Genomic DNA, 23,377 nt, shown 5'->3' with positions numbered 1-23,377 from the left:
CAGGACGTTGATAGGCTGGGTGTGGAAGTGCAGTAATGCATTAAGCTAACCAGTACTAATTGCCCGTAAGGCTTGTCCCTATAACCTTAGCAGGTTATAGGCATGCAAGTAACGTGTGTGCGATTTGATTCGTGCAATCAAAACCGCTGATGCCATCACCCATGGCCTCAGTGTGATCTTTACTTCTTCCAGATTGGTTTGTTGACGACGTCAGAATAACGACGACGGCAGCGAACGCTACAAGTTATGCCTGATGACCATAGCGATTTGGTACCACCCCTTCCCATCCCGAACAGGACCGTGAAACGAATTTGCGCCGATGATAGTGCTGCAACCAGTGTGAAAGTAGGTCATCGTCAGGCTTTTATTAGAAAACCCCCTAGCTTAACGGCTAGGGGGTTTTTGCTTTTGCGCGAACGATTTGTAGCGCAAGGGTGCTGCTGATTACATGCCCTCTTCGAGTGCGCCGCTTTAGCTAGCGAGGCAGTCTTTACTCAGGATCCGACACCTGATCTTTCATTTCCGCTTAAAAATATGCGTGGAAATAACCCGTGATTGCAAGAGTATTTCTTGAAATGCCTCGCATGTTCTTCCAGTGAGGCATGATTGTTGGTAGAATAACGGGCTTCGCTGATGTAGCTCAGTTGGTAGAGCAACTGATTCGTAATCAGTAGGTCGGGTGTTCGATTCGCCTCATCAGCACCAAATTAAAAGGGTTAGCTTCGGCTAGCCCTTTTTTCATTTGAAAGAAAGTTTGTCAGCTGCTTCGAGATGCCTTATTTCGAATGAATTTTCTTTCGTGCCGCTAGCCCGGCAATCTGCGCTGATATCTGGCCTCCGCAGAACATTCCAAAAAAGAAACCTTTTCTCTTGAAAAATAAAGATTTTGTTAAAATATATTTAACGATATTTTAATATTTGTATTGACACCAAGTATCCACTGTCCTATGTTGAAGCCAAGTAGTTCCCTTAAAGGGGAGTAGCCTCACTGCAGAAGCCGTCAATACGGGACAATTTCCCCGGCCTGTAGACAACGAAATGTTGTGGCGAGACCTTTACCGCTGACAGGTAAAGGTTTTTTTTCGCTTAAAGCTTTCTTCGTCCGTAACACGGACGATCTCTGGATTGCTGGAGGAAGCAGATGGATATGTTCTCAGCGGAATTTTTTTCGGCCCTCATGGCAATCATCGTCATCGATCTGGTTTTGGCAGGTGATAACGCGATAGTCATTGCACTGGTTGCGCGCAAATTGCCGCAGCACTTGCAGCGGATCACCATAATCGGCGGGACCATAGGTGCGGTAGTGGTGCGAGTAACGATGACGCTGGCGATCGTGTGGTTGCTGAATGTTCCTGGATTGCTGCTGGTTGGTGGATTGTTGCTGGTCTGGATTGCCTATAAATTGCTGGCGCCTGTGCAGGAAGAAAAGAAAGGCGTGCATTTGTCGGGTTCGCGCATAGGGCTATGGGCCGCGATTCGCACCATTATCGTGGCGGATGCGGTGATGGGACTGGATAACGTGCTGGGTGTGGCCGGCGCAGCGCAAGGTGAATTCATGCTGGTGATCGTGGGCCTGCTGATCAGCATTCCGATCATGATCGTTGGCAGTACGCTAATTCTGAAATGGGTTGAGCGCTATCCGGTGATCATTTATCTGGGGGCCGCAGTCCTGGCGTGGACGGCTGCCAAGATGATCGGGCAGGAACCGGTAATGAATGAATTTTTTGGCCAGAATCCTTTTTTACTCTGGCTACTTTACGGCCTGCTCATAGGCGGGGTCGTACTAAGCGGTGTGCTTAGAAACGCGCCTTGGAAACCGACGCAGAGGGAGGGTACTCCAAAACATTCATGAAGACCGTTCACATGAAGCATTAACGTTATACATTGCGAGGAGATCATCATGCTAAACATTCTTATACCCGTTGACGGCTCACGGAATGCATTGCGAGCAGTGGAATACGTTATTCAATATCGTGCATTGCACAGCGAATTGATCAACGTGAACCTGGCCAATGTCCAACCCCGTTTGTCGAGATATCTGACGCGCTTTGTGCCGTCAGGTAATGTCCGCCTGTTCCAGCAGGAACGTGCTGAAAAGGCACTGGAAAGCGCAGTCGATATGCTATCCAGGGCCGGCGTGAAACATTCGGTGCATATGGACAAGGGCGATGCTGCAGAAGCGATTGTTGCCTGTGCCGAAAAAACAAAGTCGCAAAAAATCATCATGGGAACGACACGCAAAAATGCATTGGCGCGATTTTTCCAGGGCTCCGTTGTGAGTAAGGTAATGGCTTTGACGGATTTGCCAGTCGAGGTCGTTGCCAAGGAAAATGCGACCAAGCTGGAGCGTTTCGGCATCCCGATAGGTGTGGGACTGGCATTCCTGTGGCTGGCTGTCGAGTAAGTTTTCTTCGATGCGTTGATCGTGCCGCGATGCGTAGCGCGATCAGCGTATTGAAGGATAAGGTGCGAGTGGAACGTTCGCACCTGAAGGATGGGCGCGATTGCCCATCCTTTATTTTTATACTCGAAAAGTAAAAGACAACATCCTATATGTCCCATGCCTGGGCGCGCTGTACGGCACGACGCCAGGTGTGTAAACGCTGCGTGCGTTCATCGACGCTCATGCGGGGTTCGAAGCACCTCTCCATCTGCCACTGTGTGGCGATTTCTTCTTTCGATGCCCAGAAGGATACGGCCAGGCCAGCGAGATAGGCCGCGCCCAAAGCTGTAGTTTCCGTGATGACTGGCCGGATCACCGGTACGTCGAGCATATTTGCTTGAAATTGCATTAATAAATCATTGCGTGCGGCACCGCCATCGACGCGCAACTCTTGCAGCAAGATCTGCGCGTCTTTTTGCATCGCCTCCAGCACATCAACGGTTTGATACGCGATACTTTCCAGCGCGGCGCGTGCAATGTGTGCCTTATTGCTGCCGCGTGTCATGCCGACGATGGTGCCGCGCGCGTACGGATCCCAATAGGGCGCGCCGAGACCGCTAAAGGCCGGAATGAACACCACGCCACCGTTATCCGGGACGCTGTTCGCCAGTGCTTCCACATCTGATGACTGCTGAATGATGCCCAGGCCATCGCGCAGCCATTGAACGATGGCGCCGGCCATGAAAACGCTGCCTTCCAGCATGTAATCGGTGCGGGCATCCGCACCATCGCCCAGAGTCCAGCCTATGGTTGTCAGCAGATTGTTTTGCGATGCGATCGCCTGCGCGCCGGTATTGAGCAGCATGAAGCAGCCGGTGCCGTAGGTATTCTTTGCCATGCCTGGGCGATGGCAAGCCTGGCCGAAAGTGGCTGCCTGCTGATCGCCTGCAATGCCCGCAATGGGAATGGGTTGTCCGAACAGGGAAGCATATGTCTGGCCGACGATACCGCTGCTGGGAACGACAGTCGGTAAAAGAGCGTGCGGAATATCCAGCATGCCGAGCAATTCGTCATCCCATTGTTTCGTGTGGATATTGAACAGCAGTGTGCGTGAAGCGTTGCTCATATCGGTGACGTGCTTGCCGGATAATTTGAAAATCAGCCAGCTATCGATGGTGCCGAATGCGAGTTCGCCGCGTTCGGCACGTGCGCGTGCGCCTGGTGTGTGGTCGAGCAGCCATTTCAGTTTTGTGCCGGAAAAATACGAATCCAGCACCAATCCGGTTTTCTGTTGAAATAATGGTGCCTTGCCGTCGGCGCGTAATTGATCGCATAGCGCCGCCGTACGCCGATCTTGCCAGACGATGGCGGGCGCAATCGGTTCGCCGGTCTGGCGATCCCAGAGTACGGTGGTTTCGCGTTGATTGGTAATGCCGATGGCCGCGATATCGGCGGCGCTGAGATGCTGTTCTTTCAATACCTGTTGTGCGACGGCGAGCTGGCTGTGCCAGATGGCATTGGCATCGTGTTCGACCCAGCCCGGCGCAGGGAAAATCTGCGGATATTCCTGTTGCGCGATGCCGTGAATCTGCCCCGTATGATTAAACAGGATGGCACGTGAGCTGGTCGTGCCCTGATCGATCGCGAGTATGTATTTGCTCATGCTGGATCAGGCGAGATATGCATGTTCGGCAAGCCCGGCTACATCAGCGCGCAGACTCAGCACGCAACCCGACAGGGGAAATTTTTCCAGTTCGGCGGCAGTGCGATTCTTGCTGACGGTCGTGATGTACAGAGTGCGCATATCGTCGCCGCCGAAAGCGAGCATGGTCGGGCAGCGTACCGGCAGGAAAATTTCACGCAAGACTTCGCCGCTAGGCGACAGGCGCAGGAGTTTTCCGCCTTCATACATGGCGCACCAGTAGGCCCCTTCGCTATCGACGGCCGCGCCATCCGGACGGCCGCCGTAGTTGTTCGATTTGTCGGGGGAAAATTGTTTCAGCAGGCGCGTGCCTGAGATGATGCCGGTAGCAACATCGTATTCGTAGGCGCTGATGCGATGCGACGTGGTATCAGCGTGGTACAGGATTTTATTGTCCGGGCTGAAGGCGACGCCGTTCGATACGGTTGCGCGTTTGCCGCTATCGCGTATGAGGCCGCGCTCAATACAATACAGCGCTGCATGCGGATGGTCGCGCGGTTCGTAAATGCTGCCGACCCAGAGCCGGCCGGCGGCGTCGCAGCGGCCGTCGTTGAAGCGGGTGGTCGCAGGATCGTAAGGCGCATCGGCGACAGGTGTCAGCTGACCGTTATCGGTATCGAGCAGCGCCAGGCCGGAACGCAGTGCGACGATCAAACCGCCGCTTGCATTGATTGCAATGCAGCCGGGTTCGGACGGCATGCTCCATACATGGTGTGTGCCATGCGCTGGATGGAAGCGATGTACGGCGCAACCGTCGATATCTATCCAGTACAGCGCCGCCTGCTGCGCATGCCAGAGCGGACATTCGCCCAGTTGCATGCGTGTTGGCAGAAAGGCTTGTATATTTTCCATCGACATGGCGGTTGCTTTTTGTGGGGAGAATGCGCCATTATGCAGTGAAAATATTGAGCGCAACCAAGCATGAGGGAGTTTGAATTGAAGCAGCCAGTAGCGAAACCTGCGATTGCCTTTCTGGGCATAGGCCTGATGGGCAAACCGATGGCGACCCGATTATTGCAGGCGGGTTATGAGGTCACCGTCTGGAACCGCACGCGCAGCAAGGCGGATGAGTTGGCACCGTTGGGTGCGAAAGTCGCAGAGCAGGCGGCAGATGCCGTGCGCACGGCCGATATCGTCATCACGATGCTGGAGGCTGGGCCTATCGTGGCACAGGTGATCGCTGCCGCATTGCCGGGCTTGCAGCGTGCTGCCCTAGTGGTGGACATGAGTTCGACCCGTCAATCGGAAGCGCAGGAAGCGCATGCGCTGTTGGCAGCGCATGGGGTACGCTTTATCGATGCGCCGGTGTCCGGTGGCGTGGTGGGCGCGCAGGCAGGTTCGCTGGCGATCATGGCCGGCGGCAGCGCCGATGATTTTGCAGATGCCGAGGCAGTGCTGGCGACGATGGGAAGGCCGACGCTGGTTGGCCCGGCTGGCTGCGGCCAGATTGCCAAGTTGTGCAATCAGTTGATCGTTGGCGGCACGCTGAATATTGTGGCCGAAGCCTTGCTGCTGGCGCAGGCCGGCGGCGCCGATCCGACTGCCGTGCGCGCGGCGATACGCGGCGGCTTTGCAGAAAGCCGGATACTGGAAGTGCATGGACAGCGCATGCTGGAGCGCAACTTCATGCCGGGCGGTCAGGTCAAGAGTCAGTTCAAGGATCTGGAAAACGTATTGATCGCTGCCGCCAACGCAGGTTTGCGTTTGCCGGTAACGGAACTGGTGACGGAAAATTATCACAGCGTGTTGCAGCGCTCACCGCAGGCCGATCAATCGGCAGTGCTGCTGGCGCTGGAAAATATCAATCCCGGTCAACGTCTGGGCGACCTTGCCGATCAGTTGCCAGGCTGATCATGGAGTGCGGCTCAAGGCATCGCGATCCATCGGCGATTGCAGTGCGCGCTTCCAGTGTTTTCATGCAGGCAAAGATGATTTGCCTCGCGCTTTTCATCCTTCCTTCTTTCTTGCGTGATGCCTAAAGAATCCATCAACTGGCGCGCCGTATGGCGATTGATTCAACCTTATTGGGTGTCGGAAGAAAAATGGCGGGCGCGCGGATTGCTGCTGACGATCGTCGCACTGGCATTGGGCATGGTGTATCTCGAGGTCTTGTTCAATACCTGGAATCGCGAGTTTTATAACGCGCTGGAAACCAAGAATTACAAGGTATTTACCGAACAGTTGTGGCGCTTCAGCTATCTTGCCTTCATCTTCATTGGCGTTGCGATTTACCGTATTTACCTGACGCAATCGCTGCAGATGCGCTGGCGCATGTGGCTGACCAAACAGTACATGGCGCGCTGGCTGACGCATCAGGCTTACTACCGGATAGAGCAAACGCATACGGCCGACAATCCCGATCAACGCATTGCCGAAGATTTGAATTTCCTTACCAGCGGCTCGCTGTCGCTGTCGTTGGGGCTGCTGTCCAGCGTGGTTACACTGGTATCGTTCATCGGCATTCTATGGTCGGTCAGCGGGCCGATTTCATTCATGCTGGGCGCGCAGGAAATGACGGTGCCAGGCTACATGGTATGGTTTGCTATTGCCTACGCCGGTATCGGCTCGCTCGTCGTGGGCTGGGTCGGTTGGCCGCTGATAGGCAAGAACTTTTACCAGCAACGCTTTGAAGCGGATTTTCGTTTCGGTCTGATACGCGTGCGCGAGAATGCTGAAGCCGTCGCACTGTATCGCGGCGAAGCAGAGGAGAGTGTGCAACTGCAAGGTCGCTTTCAGCGCATACGCGATAACTGGTGGGGCATCATGCGCACCACCAAGAGCTTGAATCTGGTGTCCACGTTTTATTCGCAGTTCGCCAATATCTTTCCTTTCCTGATGGCGGCGCCGCGATATTTTTCCGGCGCCATCACGCTTGGCGGTTTGATGCAGATCAGTTCCGCATTCGGTCAGGTGCAGGGCGCCTTGTCGTGGTTTATTTCGGCCTTCAGCGATCTGGCCGCATGGAAGGCCAGCGTCAATCGTCTGGCGGGATTTCATGCGGCAGTCGAGACGGCGCATGCCGATGCTGGCGGCGTGACGGTCACGATCAATAATGTCGGTGCGATTCTGATCGAGAATCTCGCATTGGATTTGCCGGATGATCAGCCATTGACGTCGCCGCTGTCGGCTAATATTCAGCGTGGACAGCGGATTTTGATCGCCGGCCCTTCCGGTTGCGGCAAATCGACCTTGATCCGGGCGATTGCCGGCATCTGGCCTTACGGCAAGGGTGGGATCGAGATTCCGCATAACTGGAAATTGCTGTTCCTGCCGCAAAAAAGTTATTTGCCGATCTCCACCTTGCGTGCTGCCGTCGCCTACCCTGCCAGCGAAAGAAGTTATACCGATCTGGCGATCCAGCATTACTTCGACCTGTGCCGGCTGCCGCATTTGAAACAGCAACTCGATCAGGTCGATAACTGGAGCCAGCGCCTGTCGCCGGGCGAGCAGCAGCGTGTCGCCTTCGTGCGCGCATTGCTGACGCGTCCGGATGCCTTGTTCATGGATGAGGCGAGCAGTGCGCTCGATACGGAAACGGAAGAGCTGATGTATCAATTGATTCTGCAGGAACTGCCGGAAGCTGCGATCATCAGTGTTGCGCATCGTGAGAGCGTGGCCAGCCATCATGATATTCGCTGGCAGTTTGTTGCAGGCGAAACTGCGGCAGGCAATCACGAAGAGACACAACGCAAGCTGTATACCATCCAGTTTGGAAAGCCGGCTAAAACGTCGCGTTCGCGAGAGCGCGGATAATAGCGTCGCACATTGCATTACTACTTTTACAAAACATGAAATTCATCTTCGTTTCCATTGCACTACTGCTGTTTCTTACCGGTTGTGCGCAAGTGCGGCAGCCTACGGGAGCCAAGCAGGGCGAAACCATTGCCGACATCCGGATCGCACCATTTTCCGAGAGTGCATTGGGCGGTTTGCCGAATCGCTGGGAGCCGATGATTATTCATCGGAATAAAAAGAATACGCAATATGCACTGGTCGCCGAGCAGGGGCGACATGTATTGCATGCGCGGGCAGTCAGTGCATCGTCGGGGTTGATGCAAAAAGTAAATATCGATCCACTGCAAAAGCCGCAGATCAGCTGGCACTGGCGCATCAGCGGTCTGGTCGAATCTGCCGATAATTTCGATCGTGCGCTGGAGGACTCGCCGGCGCGGATTATCCTGGGATTCGACGGCAATAAAGATGAATTGCCATTTGCCGATCAAATCATGTTTGAGACGGCACGCATGGTGACCGGACGCGAACTTCCCTATGCGACGCTGATGTACATCTGGGGGCGCAGAGCTCCGGTCGATACGGTCATTCCCAACACGCGCAGCAATCGTATCAAGATGATCGTGGCGGCCAGCGGTGAAGATGGCGTGGGCGAATGGCAGGCAATTGCGCGCGATATTGTTGCAGACTATGAGCGTGCATTCGGTGAAAAGCCGGGCCGGCTGATCGGTGTAGGGGTACTGACTGACACGGATAATACGGGCGAAACAGTGGAGGCCTGGTATGGCGATATTCGTCTGAAACCATAGCCATAGAAATTACTCGTCATAGCGACTCCATTTTCCCGGGCAGATTTAAATTTGCGCTAAAATGCGGGCAGGCATGACAGGATGCCTGTTCTCGCAAAAGCCGATGCACCTGTTACTTGTGATTTCTCTATCAGGAAAACCGCAACGTTAAATCCTTGAGTGTCGTAGCGAGAAACGACAAGATGAAAGGAAACGTCATGTGGTCTACTTCTTCCCCCGTCGACAACGACACCCGCAACGATCTTGGCAGAAATTTAAGCAATAGCGAATTTTTGCGCAGGTACGCCCGTCGTCTTTTGCGTAACGCGCGTGCGACTGAATCCAGCAAGGCATTGCCGATTTTGCGACGCATTATTGCAATGAAAGTCACGCCGGAACTGCGCATTACCGATCTGTATATAGTGCGTGAAACGATACAGCTCAAACATATCCTGCACACCTTGGCGCGTGAACTTGATTTCGCAGCATGGGAAATTTGCAAAAAATGGATCGATGACTCTCCTGCAGCAGCGCTGGATCGTTATCGTCTGGAGTTGGGCATGTTCGGAGATTATCAGCAGAACTGGTTTGCCGATGAGGCGACGGCGCGTGACTGGCAACAAGAGAATGGCGGTTATCTGATCGCTTACGGTCAACAGGCGGTGGCGATCCTCGCGTAGTTGTTTTTTGCTGCGTCGTGTTTTGCATGACGCAGCAAAAATTTCACACCTTAGCGCTGCTTCAAAAATGCTTCCGCCAGACGCACCCAGTAAGTCGCACCTATCGGCAGCAAGTCATCGTTGAAGTCGTAGCTGGGATTGTGCAGATTGCAGGGGCCCAGGCCATGTCCGGCGACGCGATGATCGCCTTCGCCATTGCCGATGAATACATAGCAGCCGGGTTTGTCCTGCAGCATGAAGGCGAAATCCTCTGCCCCCATGGTCGGTTCGACTTGCGCATCGACGTGTTCGGCACCAACAATTCCCTGCAGAATATCGACCGCAAATGCAGTTTCTTCCGAGTGATTGATCAGTGGTGGATAGTTGCGTTTGAAATGAAATTCGACCGTCGCATCGAAGGCTTGCGCAGTATGCTCGGCAATTGCGCGCATCCGGTTTTCAATCAGGTCCAGCACTTTCAGATCGAAGGTGCGTACGGTGCCGATCAGGCTTGCATTATCGGGAATGACATTGGTGGTGCTGCCGGCATGAATTTGTGTAATCGACAGGGCAGCGGCATCGATAGGGCTCTTGTTGCGGGTGATGATGGTTTGCCAGCTTTGCGCAATCTGCACCGCCACCATGATCGGGTCTATGCCTTTGTGCGGTTGCGCAGCATGTGCACCCTTGCCGCTGACGATCACTTCAAACTCATTGCTCGACGCCATCATCGGGCCCGTCGTGACGCCGAATTCGCCGACTGGAATGCCCGGCCAGTTATGCATGCCGAATACGGCCTGCATTGGACATTGCGTAAACAATCCATCGTCCATCATGCGTTTTGCACCGCCGCCGCCTTCTTCTGCCGGTTGAAAGATCAGGTACACGGTGCCGTCGAAGTTCCTGTGCTGCGACAGATAATGCGCTGCGCCCAAGAGCATGGCCGTATGGCCATCGTGGCCGCATGCGTGCATCTTGCCGGCATTTTTGGATGTGTGAGGAAAGGTATTGATTTCCTGTATGGGGAGCGCATCCATGTCGGCGCGCAAGCCGATTGCACGATCACTGCTACCGTTCCTGATGATGCCGACCACGCCGGTGACGCCCATGCCGCGTAAAACCGGGATGCCCCATTCGGTCAGTTTGCTGGCGACAAATTCTGCAGTCTCGCGCTCTTCAAAGCACAGTTCCGGATTGGCATGAATCTCGCGGCGTATGGCTTGCAATTCATGATGAAATTCGATGATGGGGTCGATCAACTGCATGGTATCTCCACATTGTGGCGGTGTAATACACGGCGTTTTTTTACTGCGATGACACATCGTAGCGCTCTATATTACGCCAACTCAAACGGTTCATGTTGGCGGCATGCCGCATGCAGTTTCCGATGAAAAGCGTAGCCTGGTTTGGGTCGTGCACCGGGTTTGCATTCGTCGTCCAGCCGTGACATGATTGTTTCATGCGTATGCTGGCGCTGCAAAATCCTTGTCCGCTATTGGAGCAGGCAAGACCAACTCGAATAACAATACAGATAGAGGTGGAGATGGATAAATTTTGGCTGCAATCGTATCCGGAAGGCGTGCCGGCAGAGATTGATTTCACCCAGTACGATTCGCTGGTGGAATTGCTGGAAGAGTCGTTCCGCAAATATGCCGATCGTCATGCGTATGTCTGCATGGATAAATTTCTTACCTACGGCGAAGTCGATACGCTGTCGCAAAAACTGGCGGCATGGCTGCAAGGCACCGGCTTGCAAAAAGGTGCACGCGTGGCGCTGATGATGCCGAATGTATTGCAGTATCCGATTGCGCTTGCCGCTGTGTTGCGGGCCGGCTATGTGGTCGTCAATGTCAATCCCTTGTACAAGCCGCGCGAGTTGCAACATCAACTGGTCGATTCCGGTGCGGAAGCGATCATTATTCTGGAAAATTTTGCCACTACGCTGGAAAAGGTAATCGGCACTACGCAGATCAAGCATGTGGTGGTGGCGACCATGGGAGATATGCTGGGCAGTCTGAAGGGCGCGATCGTCAATTTTGTCGTGCGGCACGTAAAGAAAATGGTGCCGGCGTTTTCACTGCCGCAAGCGCTTGCTTTCAATGATGTGCTGGCGCAAGCGGCCAATATGACTCTGCAGAAGCCGGTTCTGGTGCATCAGGACATCGCGTTTTTACAATATACCGGCGGCACTACCGGTACCGCCAAGGGCGCGGTGCTCACGCATCGCAATATCGTCGCCAATGTGCTGCAGAATGAAGCCTGGATCTGGCCGGCATTGCGCAAGGAGCCGCCGGACAAGACGCTGAATTTTGTCTGTGCACTGCCGCTTTATCATATCTTCGCGTTGACGGCGTGCTGCATGCTGGGTACGCGGCTGGGCGTGATGAATATTCTGATTCCGAATCCGCGCGACATTCCCGGCCTCGTCAAGGAATTGATGAAGTACAAGATCAACCTGCTGCCGGCGGTGAATACGCTGTACAACGGTTTGCTGAATAATCCCGATTTTGCGAAAGTCGATTTTTCCGAACTCAAACTGTGCAATGGCGGTGGCATGGCTGTACAGCAGGTTGTCAACGATCGTTGGCGCGCAGTTACCGGTCGCTCGATCATCGAAGGTTACGGCTTGTCCGAAACCTCGCCGGTAGCGACTTCCAATCCTGTTGAAGCGACGGAATTTTCCGGCACGATAGGCTTGCCGGTATCGTCGACCGAAGTGAAGATCCTGGATAGTAACGACAATGAAGTTGCACTCGGTTCACCCGGCGAGATTGCGATTCGCGGCCCGCAGGTGATGGCTGGTTACTGGAACAATCCTGTTGAAACGGCACAGTCGATGACGGCTGACGGATTTTTCAAGACCGGCGATATCGGCATCATGGATATGCGCGGTTACACAAAGATCGTCGATCGCAAGAAAGACATGATTCTGGTCTCCGGATTCAATGTTTATCCCAGTGAAATTGAAAACGTGGTCGCCGGACATCCAGGCGTGCTGGAATGCGCCTGCATAGGCGTGCCGGATGAGCATACCGGCGAAGCGGTCAAACTGTTTGTCGTGCGTCGTGATCCCGCATTGACTGCAGAAACCCTGATGGCCTTCTGCAAGGAACAATTTACCGGTTACAAGAAACCGAAAACGATAGAGTTCCGAACGGAGTTGCCGAAATCGAATGTCGGCAAGATACTGCGGCGCGAATTGCGCGATGAAATCAAGACTGCTTGAGTTTGAACTTCAGCGGGCAGTTCGCGAGCAGCGCGGAAGGCGCTGCGTTTTCCCGCTCTCACTTTACTTATTTGTGCGGCAAGATCGGCGGCGGCAGGTGGCGCGGCTTGCGGTTATCATCGGTTGCGACGTAGGTCAGGGTGGCTTCTGTCACTTTCACAATTTCCACTTCCAGGCGATTGCGTTCTGCATAGCATTCCACGTTCACGGTGATCGAGGTATTGCCGACCTTGACGATTTCGGCGTAGATCGACAGCAGATCGCCGACGAATACCGGGTGCTTGAATAAAAATGAATTCACCGCAATCGTGACAACGCGGCCGTTGGCACGACGTGTGGCGCATACCGCGCCGGCCAGATCGACTTGCGCCATGATCCAGCCGCCGAATACGTCGCCATGCATATTGGAATCATTCGGCATCGGTACGACGCGCATTTGCGGGATTTTCCCTGCCGGCAGGTCTGTGTGGTGTTCGCTGGCCATGTTGTCTCCTATTGCCGTGATTCTGGACGCTCAGACTTACTGTGTGCTTACGCAGGCTTTCTTGTCCAGGTATAAGCTGTCACTGCTGCGTATCTGCGGCGGGCAAGGGATTGCCGCTACAATCCTGATTCTGAAGCATAAACCATCTGACAAAACCCCACTTCATGCGCCGTTCTTCATCTTCCTCCGAGCCAGTTCCACCGTCAGGCAATCGTAACGATTGGGCCACGCTCAAGACACTGATTCCGTATTTGTGGACGTACAAATGGCGCGTTGCATTGGCGCTGTTGTTTTTGATTGCCGCAAAATTTGCCAACGTCGGCGTGCCGCTGCTATTGAAGCGCCTGATCGACGGTCTCACGATCAATCCAGCCAGTCCGCATGCGCTGCTGGTTCTGCCGGTTGGCATACTGTTCGCCTATGGCGCGCTACGCTTGTCGACTACCTTGTTTACCGAATTGCGTGAATACACTTTCGCGAAGGTCACGCAACGCGCGGTGCGCACGATTGCATTGCAGGTCTTCCGCCATTTGCATGCCTTGTCGCTGCGCTTCCATTTGAATCGCCAGACCGGCGGCATGACGCGTGATATCGAGCGCGGTACGCGTGGTATTTCCTCACTGGTTTCATACACGCTGTTCAGCATCCTGCCGACGCTGGTTGAAATCACACTGGTGCTGGGCTATCTGGTTCTGCATTACGACATCTGGTTTTCGATTATCACTGCAGTGGCGCTGGTCAGTTATATCGCATTCACGGTAATGGTGACCGAATGGCGTACGCATTTCCGCCGCACGATGAACGATCTGGATTCAAAGGCGAATACGAAGGCGATCGATTCGCTGATCAATTACGAGACGGTCAAATATTTCGGCAATGAAGATTACGAAGCCAGACGCTATGACGAAGGTTTGAAGCATTACGAAACGGCCGCCGTCAAATCGCAAACGTCTCTGTCGGTATTGAATACCGGGCAATCCAGCATCATCGCCGTTGCCGTTACGCTGATTCTTTGGCGCGCCACGCAGGGTGTGATCAATGGGACGATGACGCTGGGCGATCTGGTGCTGGTGAATGCCTTCATGATCCAGTTGTATATTCCATTGAATTTTCTCGGCGTGATCTATCGCGAGATCAAGCAAAGTCTGGCTGACATGGAGCGGCTTTTTTCCTTGCTCGATCAGCACCGGGAAATTGCCGACAAGCCGAATACGCAGGCGTTGGCAGTGCAGGGTGCGGAAGTAAAATTCTCGCATGTCGGTTTCAGTTATGAAGCCAAGCGGCAGATTCTGTTCGATGTCGATTTCACGATTGCCGCTGGAACAACGACGGCAGTTGTCGGCCATAGTGGTTCCGGCAAGTCGACGCTGTCGCGTTTGCTGTTTCGCTTTTATGATGTCAACGAAGGCGTGATCCTGATCGACGGACAGGACGTGCGTGATGTCACTCAGGCTTCGTTGCGCAATGCAATCGGTATCGTGCCGCAGGACACGGTTCTGTTCAACGATACGATCGAATACAACATTGCTTATGGCAAGCCGGGTGCGAGCAAGGACGATATTGTCGCGGCGGCGAGGTCTGCCTATATTCATGATTTCATTGAATCGCTGCCGGACGGCTATGCCACCATGGTCGGTGAACGCGGCTTGAAATTATCCGGTGGTGAGAAGCAGCGGGTGGCGATTGCACGCACCTTGTTGAAACATCCTGCCATCTTGATTTTTGATGAAGCGACCTCGGCACTCGACTCAAAAGCAGAGCAGGCGATTCAGGCGCAGTTGAAAGAGATTGCGAAGGATCGCACTACGATGGTTATCGCCCACCGCTTGTCGACTATTGTGGATGCGGCGCAGATACTGGTGCTGGACCATGGTCGCATAGTCGAACGCGGCACGCATGCGCAATTGCTGGCGGCAGACGGTGCCTATGCCCAGATGTGGGCGCGCCAGCAGGCGCGGCAGGATGAATCACCAGCTTCCCCGGCTGACGACGATGTTGTCGTCGAGCCCTTGCTGCATGAATTGCGCACCGATATGCTGCCTGGTGCATAAAAACTCATGCACTGATGCGCAGCGTATTGACCAGGAAGCGTGGCGATGAAATTTGTTTGGGCTTAAGGAACTCGCATTAAAAAGAGTTACTCTATCTCTCATTAATTACACGCAAGAATGCGGCGTACAGAAATACGTGCAGATGGCGGTCGCCAACAGGATGCAATATGGCGCGGAACTTGCACTGCTTGCTGCGAACCTTATTCATCACCTAACCGTATTCAAGGAGACACCATGAAATCGACCACGCTGCTGAAGACCCTGATCGGCGCCGCAATGATGAGCATGGCAATGACGGCGGTGCAGGCGCAGGCATTGACCGGCACGCTGAAAAAAATAAAGGAAACAGGCGAGATCACTATCGGCTATCGCGAATCGTCGATTCCGTTTTCCTTCCTCGATGACAAGCAGCAACCGATAGGTTATGCGATGGATCTGTGCATGAAGATTGTCGATGCCGTCAAGGTTGATCTGAAGCTGCCTGCGCTCAAGGTCAAGCTGCAACCCGTCACCTCCAGCAACCGCATTCCTTTATTGAGAAACGACACCATTGATCTGGAATGCGGCTCGACCACCAATTCCACCGTGCGTCAGGAACAGGTTGCATTTGGCCCGACCTACTTTGTGATCAATGTGACGGCGGCGGTTAAAAAATCATCGAATATCAATACCATCGCGCAACTGGACGGCAAGACCGTATCGACGACATCGGGTACGACTTCCGTTCCCTTGTTGAAGGCATACAAGAAAGCCGGTAATGCGCAGGTGAAGGAAATCTACGGCAAGGATCATGCGGAAGCTTTCCTGTTGATGGCCGACGATAGGGCGGCCGCATTCGTGATGGACGATATCCTGCTGGCAGGGCAGATTGCCAACGCCAAGCGCCCTGCCGATTACAAGATACTGCCGGAGTCGCTGCGTCAGGAGCCGTACAGCATGATGTTGCGCAAGGACGATCCGCAGTTCAAGGCGCTGGTGGGCAAGTCGATCACTGCGGTCATGCAATCGGGCGAGATCGACAAGATCTACGCCAAATGGTTTACGACGCCGATTCCCCCCAAAGGCCTGAACCTGAATTTCCCGATGACGCCCGCTATCAAGGAAGCGTTCAAACATCCGAACGACAAGGGCATCTGAACCGGGGCAAGTGTCATGAATGCAGCGAGGAGGACTAGAGCATGAGCCTTGGCATTTTCCTGGAGCAGGTTCCTGACGGCGATGGCACCTGGGGCTATATGCTTTTGTCCGGATTGGGCTGGACGCTGGCGGTCGCATTCTTTGCGTGGATATTCGCGTTTGTGTTGGGTTCGCTGGTCGGTATTGCGCGAACGACGGAAAAACGCTGGCTGGTGCGCCTGGGCGGTGCCTACGTCGAACTGTTTCGCAACATTCCGCTGCTGGTGCAATTTTTCGTCTGGTACTTTGTGATCCCGGGTTTGATTCCGGCAGTCAAGACTTGGGTTGTCACGCTGGACCCGACGATACATCAATTCGTCACTGCCATCATTTGCCTCGGGTTTTTTACTTCGTCACGTATCGCCGAGCAAGTGCGCTCCGGCATACAATCGCTGCCGCGCGGCCAGCGCAATGCAGGATATGCGCTGGGATTGACCAGCATGCAAACCTATCGTTTCGTCTTGTTGCCGATGGCGTACCGGATCATCATTCCGCCGCTGACATCCGAGTTGATGAACCTGATCAAGAACACTGCAGTCGCGTATTCGATCGGTCTGGTTGAATTGTTTTTCCGCACGCGGGAAATGGGCGAGATGACCTTCCGTTACTTCGAAGCATTCGGCGCCGCGACCCTGATGTACGTCGTCATTGCCATGCTGGCCAATCGCGTGATGGCACTGGTGGAGCGGCGCACTGCCGTGCCCGGATTGATTGCCGGAGGCAAGCATGGGTGATCTCGATTTTGATGTGATCAGCCGCACCTGGCCTTATCTTTTGAGCGGCTTGCAATACACGCTGCAGCTGACAGTGACGGCGGCATTCGGCGGCGTCCTGTTCGGTACGTTGCTGGCGCTGGCGCGTCTGTCCTCATACAAATCGCTGGCATTCCTGGCTGCCGCCTACGTAAATTTGATGCGTTCGATTCCGCTGCTGTTGGTGATCTTCTGGTTTTATTTTCTGGTGCCGGTCGTACTGCAAACGATTACAGGATCGGAACGGCCGGTGCAGCTGGGTGCCGATCGATCTGCCTACATTACCTTCATCATGTTCGAGGCTGCTTATTTTTGCGAGATCATGCGTGCCGGCATCCAGAGTATTTCAAAGGGGCAGGTGAATGCCGCCTACGCGCTGGGTTTGTCTTATCCGCAAACTATGCGCCTGGTCGTGCTGCCGCAAGCCTTCCGTAATATGCTGCCGATCCTGCTGACGCAAACCATCGTGCTGTTTCAGGATGTCTCGCTGGTCTCGCTGCTGAACGTGACTGATTTTGTCGGCGCCTCGGTCAAGATCGCGCAACGTGACAGTCGTGTCGTTGAAATGTATCTGTTTGTCGCCATCGTTTATTTCGTGCTCAGCTTCGCTCTGTCGAGCATGGTCAGGCAATTGCAAAAACGCATCGCCATCATTCGCTAAGGACAAGAACATGATTGAAATGCAAAATGTGAGCAAATGGTACGGCAGCTTTCAGGTCCTGACCGATTGCACGACGAGCGTTGCGAAGGGCGATGTGGTTGTGGTGTGCGGCCCATCCGGTTCGGGGAAATCGACGTTGATAAAAACGGTCAACGGACTGGAGCCGTTTCAAAAAGGCAGCATCACAGTCGATGGCGTTTCGGTCGGCGATCCGAAAACCAATCTGACCTCCTTGCGTTCCCGCATAGGAATGGTGTTCCAGAATTTCGAGTTGTTCCCGCATCTGTCCATACGTGAAAACCTGACGCTGGGGCAAATCAGAGTGCTGGGTCGCAGCGAAGAAGAAGCCACCGAGCGCGGCCTGAAGTATCTGGATCGTGTAGGTCTGATTGCACAGAAAGACAAATTTCCGGGGCAGCTATCCGGCGGCCAGCAACAGCGCGTGGCGATTGCGCGTGCTCTGGCGATGGACCCGATTGCGATGCTGTTCGACGAACCGACCTCGGCGCTTGATCCTGAAATGATCAATGAAGTGCTGGATGTCATGGTCGGCCTGGCGCATGACGGCATGACGATGATGGTGGTCACGCACGAAATGGGATTTGCCAGAAAAGTGGCGAATCGCGTGATTTTCATGGATCAGGGCGCGATAGTGGAAGATTGTACGAAAGACGAATTCTTTGGCACCGTGCGCTCTGATCGCGCGCGCGATTTTTTGGCGAAAATTATTCATTAGCCATGTTCTGAAGCGATCATCTTGCCTTGTTGCCACGACAAGGCATTTTCGCAATGCGAACGGGTAAAATAGCGGCAGTCCGAACAACGAGCTGCCATGACCATGAATTCTGCATCCACCCGACCTTCCAGCATCACCATCACGCGCCCTGACGATTGGCATCTGCACCTGCGCGACGGCGCGACGATTGCCTCCGTCCTGCCCGATACGGCGCGGCAATTTGCGCGTGCCATCGTGATGCCGAACCTCAAGCCGCCAGTGACCACGACGGCGCAAGCAGTCGCTTATCGTGACCGCATACTGGCAGCCTTGCCGGCCGGCATGCAGTTCGAGCCCTTGATGACCCTGTACCTGACCAACAATACGCCGCCGGAAGAAATCCAGCGCGCCAGGGACAGCGGCGTGGTGCACGCGGTCAAACTTTATCCGGCCGGTGCGACCACCAACTCGGATGCCGGCGTCAGCGATTTGTCCAAATGTTATAAAACGCTGGAAGCCATGCAAAAGATCGGCATGCCTTTCCTCGTGCATGGCGAAGTCACTGACCAGAGTGTGGACATTTTTGATCGTGAAGCCGTTTTCATCGACCGCGTGATGCAGCCGCTGCGCCGCGACGTGCCGGAATTGAAAGTGGTGTTCGAGCACATCACCACCAAGGATGCCGCGCAATACGTCGCTGAAGCCGATCATCACGTCGGGGCGACAATCACCGCACATCACTTGCTGTACAACCGCAATGAACTCTTCAAAGGCGGGATACGTCCGCATTATTACTGCCTGCCGGTATTGAAACGTGAATTGCACAGACAGGCTCTGGTGGCGGCGGCAATCTCCGGCAGTAACAAGTTCTTCCTCGGTACCGACTCCGCGCCGCACGCCAAGGGTTTGAAGGAACACGCTTGCGGCTGTGCCGGTTGCTACACCGCCTTGCATGCGATGGAGTTGTACACGCAAGCCTTCGATCAGGCAGATGCGCTGGATAAACTGGAGCAGTTCGCCAGTTTCAACGGTCCGGATTTTTACAGTTTGCCGCGCAATACCGGCACCATCACCTTGCGTCGCGAAGAGTGGCAAGTGCCGGGCGAATTGCCCCTTGGCGAGACGACGCTGGTGCCGCTCAATGGCGGCGAGACGATAGGCTGGAAGTTCGTTTGAGCATGTGTGCGGCCGAGACGTCTTTATTCGGTCGCGCTGGAACGACGCCGATGATGGTTCGATGAATCCGTCTTTTCTGGATGGCATTATCTGGTCCAGGCCGTGGCTTGCCAGTGTGCGTGCGACGGGTGAGGCGATCGTGCAGACATCCGACTGGCGGCTGGAATTGAACCGGCGCGTAGCCGAGCTGGGTGTGCGCAATCATCGTGATTTGCCGATTCAATTCGTTGCGCAATCCGACTTGCCTGCAGGCCTGGCATATGAAGCCTTCATCAGTCAGACCGGCTGTGTGCCTACCCGCGACAATCTGCACGATTTTTTCAACGCGCTGGTGTGGCTGACCTTCCCGCGCATCAAAGTCCAGTTGAACGCCTTGCAAGCCCGTGAGATCGAGCGGGCCGCAGTGGAAAACACGTCCAAGCCACGCGGCAAGTTGCGCGATGCCGCCACCATATTCGATGAAAATGCCGTGCTGCTCCTGACTGCCAGAAGCGAACTGGTGCAAGCCTTGCGCGCGCATGAGTGGGAACAGGTATTCGTCAAACGGCGGAACGACTTTGTTCAGGACTGCGAGGTTTTTCTATTCGGCCATGCCTTGATGGAAAAGCTGGTTGCACCGTACAAGGCGATTACCGGACATGCGTGGATCGTGACGCTGGATATGCCGGATGTCGCGCTGGCGGCTGCAGATGCGGATGTGCGGCAGTGGATCGATATCACAGTCACACGGCAACTGGCGCAAGGTTTGAGTACTGCGGATTTTTCACCCTTGCCGGTGCTGGGCGTGCCCGGCTGGTGGCCGGATCAGGACGATGCATTTTATCGGGACGTCAGCGTTTTCCGGCCAAAGCGACGCAGCTTAACGCCGGATGTGCCTTGCCTGGGAAATGTGCAAAAGTGATGCACTCTTGAGGTCTCTGCATGACGGCAGTACGCTGGAAAACCCAGTCTTCCCCCTCAAAAAAAAGCCTGCAATTAGCAGGCATTTTTTTGGGCTGGCACAAAGCTCGGACCGCGATTGATGGGGCTACTTGATCAATCCGATCAATCAAGTTTGATCCGTACTCCCACCAGCACCAGATTGTTGAGCAAGCCGCCGCGGCCGAACTGGGCATCGTAATTGGCGTACCAGCTCATCCGGCGGTTGATGGCAGTCGAGATGCCGATGCCGGTCCAGCCGGTGTTGCGCGCCAAACCAATTCCCTGCACCGCAAAACTGCTGCCCGGCGCGGCGGCAAATGAGGCTTGAAAATCCAGCTTGCCGTCAGTCAGCGAATGCTGCCAGGCGGCGTAGGTCTGCACCGTACTGCGACCGGCAAACCACGTGACGTCAGACTCGGCACGCACACCAAGCTGCCCGACCCATTGCCGATAATTCTGGCTGCCTGCGACCAAGCCGAAGCTGCCGCCGCTCTCGGCAAAAGCACCGCGCTGCAAATGATCGTAGCTGATGCCGGCAAATGGTGTGACCAGAGCGTTGGGGGATACTTTCATCGCGTATCCGGTTTCGGCGTAAGCCGACAGCATGCGGTCCGTATGCGTGGCGTGCAGGTTTTCGACTTCGGCTCCGGCTAGCGCTACGCGGTCAACGGTGCTCGACACGGTCGCCGCACCGATCCGGCCAGCCACATAGGCCTTGCTGTTGCCGGCTGCTGCCGGTATCGCATAGCGTCCGTATAGGGAAACACTGACATCCCGGCCCTTGGCGGTGCCGCCAAGGCGATCAAAGCTGGCCTTGCTGTCGGAGTACGATAATGCCGCGCCAGCGATCGTATGCTCGCCCAGCCGGGTATCGACCCCGAACTGCCCGCCCCACATCCCGGTGCCGGCAGTAGCATAGCCGCTTTGCGCCAGTTTGCCGGATGCGCCGAAAGTGGAGCCCCACAATCCTGTTTTTGTTTGTTTGTCCTGATTGCCCAATAAGGCGATGCGATCGGACAGGGCGCGATTGACGGTCTGCGATTGCTGGAACGTCAATGCCTGCGATGAGGCATGAATCTGCCCGGAAAGGCTATCCAGTGCATCTCCCAGCGCTGCGATGCTGGCCGTCTGCTGCAGTGCTGCCGCACTACTGAGTAAGGCGCTGCCGTTGGGATGGGCGGCTGCGGAAGCATCTGCAATCAGCATGGCCTGTTCGACATTGGCGGCGGTGTTGGTTCGGGTGGCGTCGCCGGCAAATGCTTGCGCGGCAACGGAGGTAGTGGAAACGCGGCTGATGGTCAGATCGACATCCTTGGGCGCGTAATTGATCTTCGCCGTCAGCAAGGGTGGGAACGCGCCGCCTACCGTTTCAAAACCGATATCGCCGAACTTGCCGACGATTGCGCCAGCACTCATGATGGTCTTTGGCGTGTTGCTGGCTTGTGCCGTGACATAGTTAGAGGCGTTACCGCTGCCGGTTGGCACGGTCGTCACCAGATGCGAATTGCCAAGCGTCGCGGTACCGCCGACCACCAGCGTTGAATTGAGATCGTTAGCCAGTATCGAAGCCACCGAGCCCGTGTAATTACCTGCAATCGTCAGGCCTGTGCCGGTATTGTTCAGACGACCGCTATTGCTGACGTTGCCTCCTATCTGACCACCATTGCCGGACAGCTTGCCGGCGGTGTCGATTTGTACACTGGAGCTGACCGAGCCGGTGATATTGAGCGTACCGCCAGAAATCCGGCTGTTGCCGCTATAAGTATTACTGCCGGATAAGGTCAAGTTACCCGTGCCGTCTTTGATCAACCCTGCATCGCCGCCGATGTCATTGCTGAAGGTCGATGACATGCCATTAAAACTGACATTCACATTCGACCCCAGCGCCAGACTTTGCGCAAACAAGGCCGGGCCATTGATCGCTTTTCCAGCGTTCAGCAAGCCCCAGCCGTAGGTCGCTGTATCGCCCATGCTGGTAGCCGTAGACAAAATCGTTTGTCGTAACAGATCCGCATTCATCCACGGATAAACCTGTTGCACCAGCGCCAGTGTGCCGGTCACGGCCGGCACTGCAAACGAGGTGCCGTACACCCGGCCGCCGGCAGTGGGGGAGACAAAGTCGCCGGGCGCTGCCAGGCACCAGTTGGCGGCGACGCCGCAGCGGTTGGCATAGCTGGAAATAATGCCGGGCGTTGTATCCGTGCTGGAAAATCCTTGTCCGCCGCCGACTGCATTGACGGCCGTGACTGCCAGCCAGCCGGTTTGCAGACTCGGATACAGCGCCGGCAAGCCCGCCGTCATGCTCGGCTGACTGCTGTAATCGTTGCCGGTAGCCCAGACGAACAATGAGCTCTTGGCGACGAAGGGCTGATAAATATTGTTATACGTTGCAGCATTGGATGGAGCGGCAATCGAACCTACTGTATTTGACTGATTGAAAATCCTCACACCGCTGTTGTACAGGCGATCGTAGATAGCGGTATTGAGTTGCACGCCGTTACTGCTGGTGCCGGCGGCGATGCCGTGAATACGTACATCCGGTGCGATGCCGGTGTTCGTGCCGCCCAATGCTTCCGCCACTTCAGTGCCATGCAGATTGCCGGTCCCGCTGCCGCCGACAAAACCTCCTGACGAATACACATCTTTGGTAATACGTCCCGCAAGCTCGGGAGCGGCGACGTTGAAATCGGTATCGACTACCCCGACTGTCACGCCGGCGCCGGTAATGCCGCGTGTATGCGCTGCGCCGGCGTTACTGAGATCACTGCCAATATAGGAAGGGCCGCCATTACCTGGATTTCGCGCACTCCCGCCACCGCCACCACCGCAACCGGAAAGCACCGCCGAGATGGACATGGTGAGCAGAGAAAGTTGGAACGGAATGCGAGCTAAAGGAGTTCGGGAAGAAGTACGGGAGGTGCGCTGGTTGCTCATAGTAGACCGGTATAGTT

19 protein-coding genes, 1 tRNA gene and 2 rRNA genes are annotated in these 23,377 nt (G+C 55.0%); 17 read left to right on the top strand and 5 right to left on the bottom strand.

Annotated features, from left to right (window positions below):
* The 5 genes from ACIQW9_RS14700 to ACIQW9_RS14680 all read left to right on the top strand — a co-directional run.
* Window positions 1-80: ribosomal RNA gene (locus tag ACIQW9_RS14700) — 23S ribosomal RNA — on the top strand; the annotation flags it as partial.
* A gap of 169 nt (window positions 81-249) precedes the next feature.
* Window positions 250-362 (top strand): 5S ribosomal RNA (rrf, locus tag ACIQW9_RS14695).
* A gap of 267 nt (window positions 363-629) precedes the next feature.
* Window positions 630-705, top strand: a tRNA-Thr gene (locus ACIQW9_RS14690).
* A 436-nt stretch (window positions 706-1,141) separates the two neighbouring features.
* Window positions 1,142-1,852: a TerC family protein gene (locus ACIQW9_RS14685; RefSeq protein ID WP_402338605.1), complete on the top strand. Its 711-nt coding sequence runs from the start codon at window positions 1,142-1,144 to the stop codon at window positions 1,850-1,852.
* A gap of 48 nt (window positions 1,853-1,900) precedes the next feature.
* The gene (locus ACIQW9_RS14680) at window positions 1,901-2,404 is read left to right on the top strand and encodes a universal stress protein (protein WP_402338603.1); all 504 of its coding nucleotides are present in this window, start codon (window positions 1,901-1,903) and stop codon (window positions 2,402-2,404) included.
* 145 nt (window positions 2,405-2,549) lie between these two features.
* Here ACIQW9_RS14680 and glpK read toward each other — a convergent pair whose 3' ends face one another.
* Window positions 2,550-4,046, bottom strand: coding sequence for a glycerol kinase GlpK (glpK, locus tag ACIQW9_RS14675; RefSeq protein WP_402338601.1), 1,497 nt, complete (start codon window positions 4,044-4,046; stop codon window positions 2,550-2,552).
* 6 nt (window positions 4,047-4,052) lie between these two features.
* Complete coding sequence (locus ACIQW9_RS14670) at window positions 4,053-4,943, bottom strand: SMP-30/gluconolactonase/LRE family protein (protein ID WP_402338599.1); 891 nt, start codon at window positions 4,941-4,943, stop codon at window positions 4,053-4,055.
* 78 nt (window positions 4,944-5,021) lie between these two features.
* Here ACIQW9_RS14670 and ACIQW9_RS14665 point away from each other — a divergent pair, with 78 nt between their 5' ends.
* The 4 genes from ACIQW9_RS14665 to ACIQW9_RS14650 all read left to right on the top strand — a co-directional run bounded on the left by ACIQW9_RS14665 (window position 5,022) and on the right by ACIQW9_RS14650 (window position 9,285).
* Window positions 5,022-5,936 carry an NAD(P)-dependent oxidoreductase gene (locus ACIQW9_RS14665; protein WP_402338597.1) on the top strand — a complete coding sequence of 305 codons (915 nt, stop codon included), beginning with the start codon at window positions 5,022-5,024 and terminating at the stop codon, window positions 5,934-5,936.
* Between the two features lie 120 nt (window positions 5,937-6,056).
* A complete protein-coding gene (locus tag ACIQW9_RS14660; RefSeq protein ID WP_402338595.1) occupies window positions 6,057-7,838 on the top strand; it encodes an ABC transporter ATP-binding protein/permease in 1,782 nt (593 codons plus the stop codon).
* 35 nt (window positions 7,839-7,873) lie between these two features.
* Window positions 7,874-8,626: a DUF3047 domain-containing protein gene (locus ACIQW9_RS14655; protein WP_402338593.1), complete on the top strand. Its 753-nt coding sequence runs from the start codon at window positions 7,874-7,876 to the stop codon at window positions 8,624-8,626.
* A 197-nt stretch (window positions 8,627-8,823) separates the two neighbouring features.
* Window positions 8,824-9,285, top strand: coding sequence for a hypothetical protein (locus tag ACIQW9_RS14650; RefSeq protein WP_402338591.1), 462 nt, complete (start codon window positions 8,824-8,826; stop codon window positions 9,283-9,285).
* A 50-nt stretch (window positions 9,286-9,335) separates the two neighbouring features.
* Here ACIQW9_RS14650 and ACIQW9_RS14645 read toward each other — a convergent pair whose 3' ends face one another.
* On the bottom strand, window positions 9,336-10,529 hold the full coding sequence (locus tag ACIQW9_RS14645; RefSeq protein WP_402338589.1) for a M20 aminoacylase family protein: 1,194 nt from the start codon (window positions 10,527-10,529) through the stop codon (window positions 9,336-9,338).
* 278 nt (window positions 10,530-10,807) lie between these two features.
* Between ACIQW9_RS14645 and ACIQW9_RS14640 the strand changes: the two genes are divergently transcribed.
* Window positions 10,808-12,490 (top strand): long-chain-fatty-acid--CoA ligase, encoded by a 1,683-nt coding sequence (locus tag ACIQW9_RS14640; RefSeq protein ID WP_402338587.1) that lies wholly within the window; start codon window positions 10,808-10,810, stop codon window positions 12,488-12,490.
* Between the two features lie 67 nt (window positions 12,491-12,557).
* Here the strand turns inward: ACIQW9_RS14640 and ACIQW9_RS14635 are convergent, their stop codons facing one another.
* Window positions 12,558-12,974: an acyl-CoA thioesterase gene (locus tag ACIQW9_RS14635; protein ID WP_402338585.1), complete on the bottom strand. Its 417-nt coding sequence runs from the start codon at window positions 12,972-12,974 to the stop codon at window positions 12,558-12,560.
* 164 nt (window positions 12,975-13,138) lie between these two features.
* On the opposite strand from ACIQW9_RS14635, the gene ACIQW9_RS14630 reads away from it, so the two are divergent.
* The 7 genes from ACIQW9_RS14630 to ACIQW9_RS14600 all read left to right on the top strand — a co-directional run bounded on the left by ACIQW9_RS14630 (window position 13,139) and on the right by ACIQW9_RS14600 (window position 20,406).
* The gene (locus ACIQW9_RS14630) at window positions 13,139-15,025 is read left to right on the top strand and encodes an ABCB family ABC transporter ATP-binding protein/permease (protein WP_402338583.1); all 1,887 of its coding nucleotides are present in this window, start codon (window positions 13,139-13,141) and stop codon (window positions 15,023-15,025) included.
* A gap of 234 nt (window positions 15,026-15,259) precedes the next feature.
* The gene (locus ACIQW9_RS14625) at window positions 15,260-16,162 is read left to right on the top strand and encodes a transporter substrate-binding domain-containing protein (protein ID WP_402338581.1); all 903 of its coding nucleotides are present in this window, start codon (window positions 15,260-15,262) and stop codon (window positions 16,160-16,162) included.
* Between the two features lie 41 nt (window positions 16,163-16,203).
* Complete coding sequence (locus ACIQW9_RS14620) at window positions 16,204-16,935, top strand: amino acid ABC transporter permease (protein WP_402338579.1); 732 nt, start codon at window positions 16,204-16,206, stop codon at window positions 16,933-16,935.
* Window positions 16,928-17,614: an amino acid ABC transporter permease gene (locus ACIQW9_RS14615; RefSeq protein WP_402338577.1), complete on the top strand. Its 687-nt coding sequence runs from the start codon at window positions 16,928-16,930 to the stop codon at window positions 17,612-17,614. Before ACIQW9_RS14620 ends, ACIQW9_RS14615 begins: the two co-directional genes overlap by 8 nt.
* 10 nt (window positions 17,615-17,624) lie before the next feature.
* On the top strand, window positions 17,625-18,350 hold the full coding sequence (locus tag ACIQW9_RS14610; RefSeq protein ID WP_402338575.1) for an amino acid ABC transporter ATP-binding protein: 726 nt from the start codon (window positions 17,625-17,627) through the stop codon (window positions 18,348-18,350).
* Window positions 18,351-18,446: 96 nt separating this feature from the next.
* Window positions 18,447-19,505, top strand: a complete 1,059-nt coding sequence (pyrC, locus tag ACIQW9_RS14605; protein WP_402338573.1) for a dihydroorotase — start codon at window positions 18,447-18,449, stop codon at window positions 19,503-19,505.
* Window positions 19,506-19,566: 61 nt separating this feature from the next.
* Complete coding sequence (locus ACIQW9_RS14600; protein WP_402338571.1) at window positions 19,567-20,406, top strand: DUF3025 domain-containing protein; 840 nt, start codon at window positions 19,567-19,569, stop codon at window positions 20,404-20,406.
* A 143-nt stretch (window positions 20,407-20,549) separates the two neighbouring features.
* Here the strand turns inward: ACIQW9_RS14600 and ACIQW9_RS14595 are convergent, their stop codons facing one another.
* Window positions 20,550-23,282 carry an autotransporter domain-containing protein gene (locus tag ACIQW9_RS14595; RefSeq protein WP_402338569.1) on the bottom strand — a complete coding sequence of 911 codons (2,733 nt, stop codon included), beginning with the start codon at window positions 23,280-23,282 and terminating at the stop codon, window positions 20,550-20,552.
* Window positions 23,283-23,377 lie beyond the last annotated feature (95 nt).

The organism is Herminiimonas sp. NPDC097707 (assembly GCF_044761395.1).
Classification (GTDB): Bacteria; Pseudomonadota; Gammaproteobacteria; order Burkholderiales; family Burkholderiaceae_D; genus Oxalicibacterium.
This window is presented reverse-complemented; position numbering and strand designations above follow the sequence as displayed.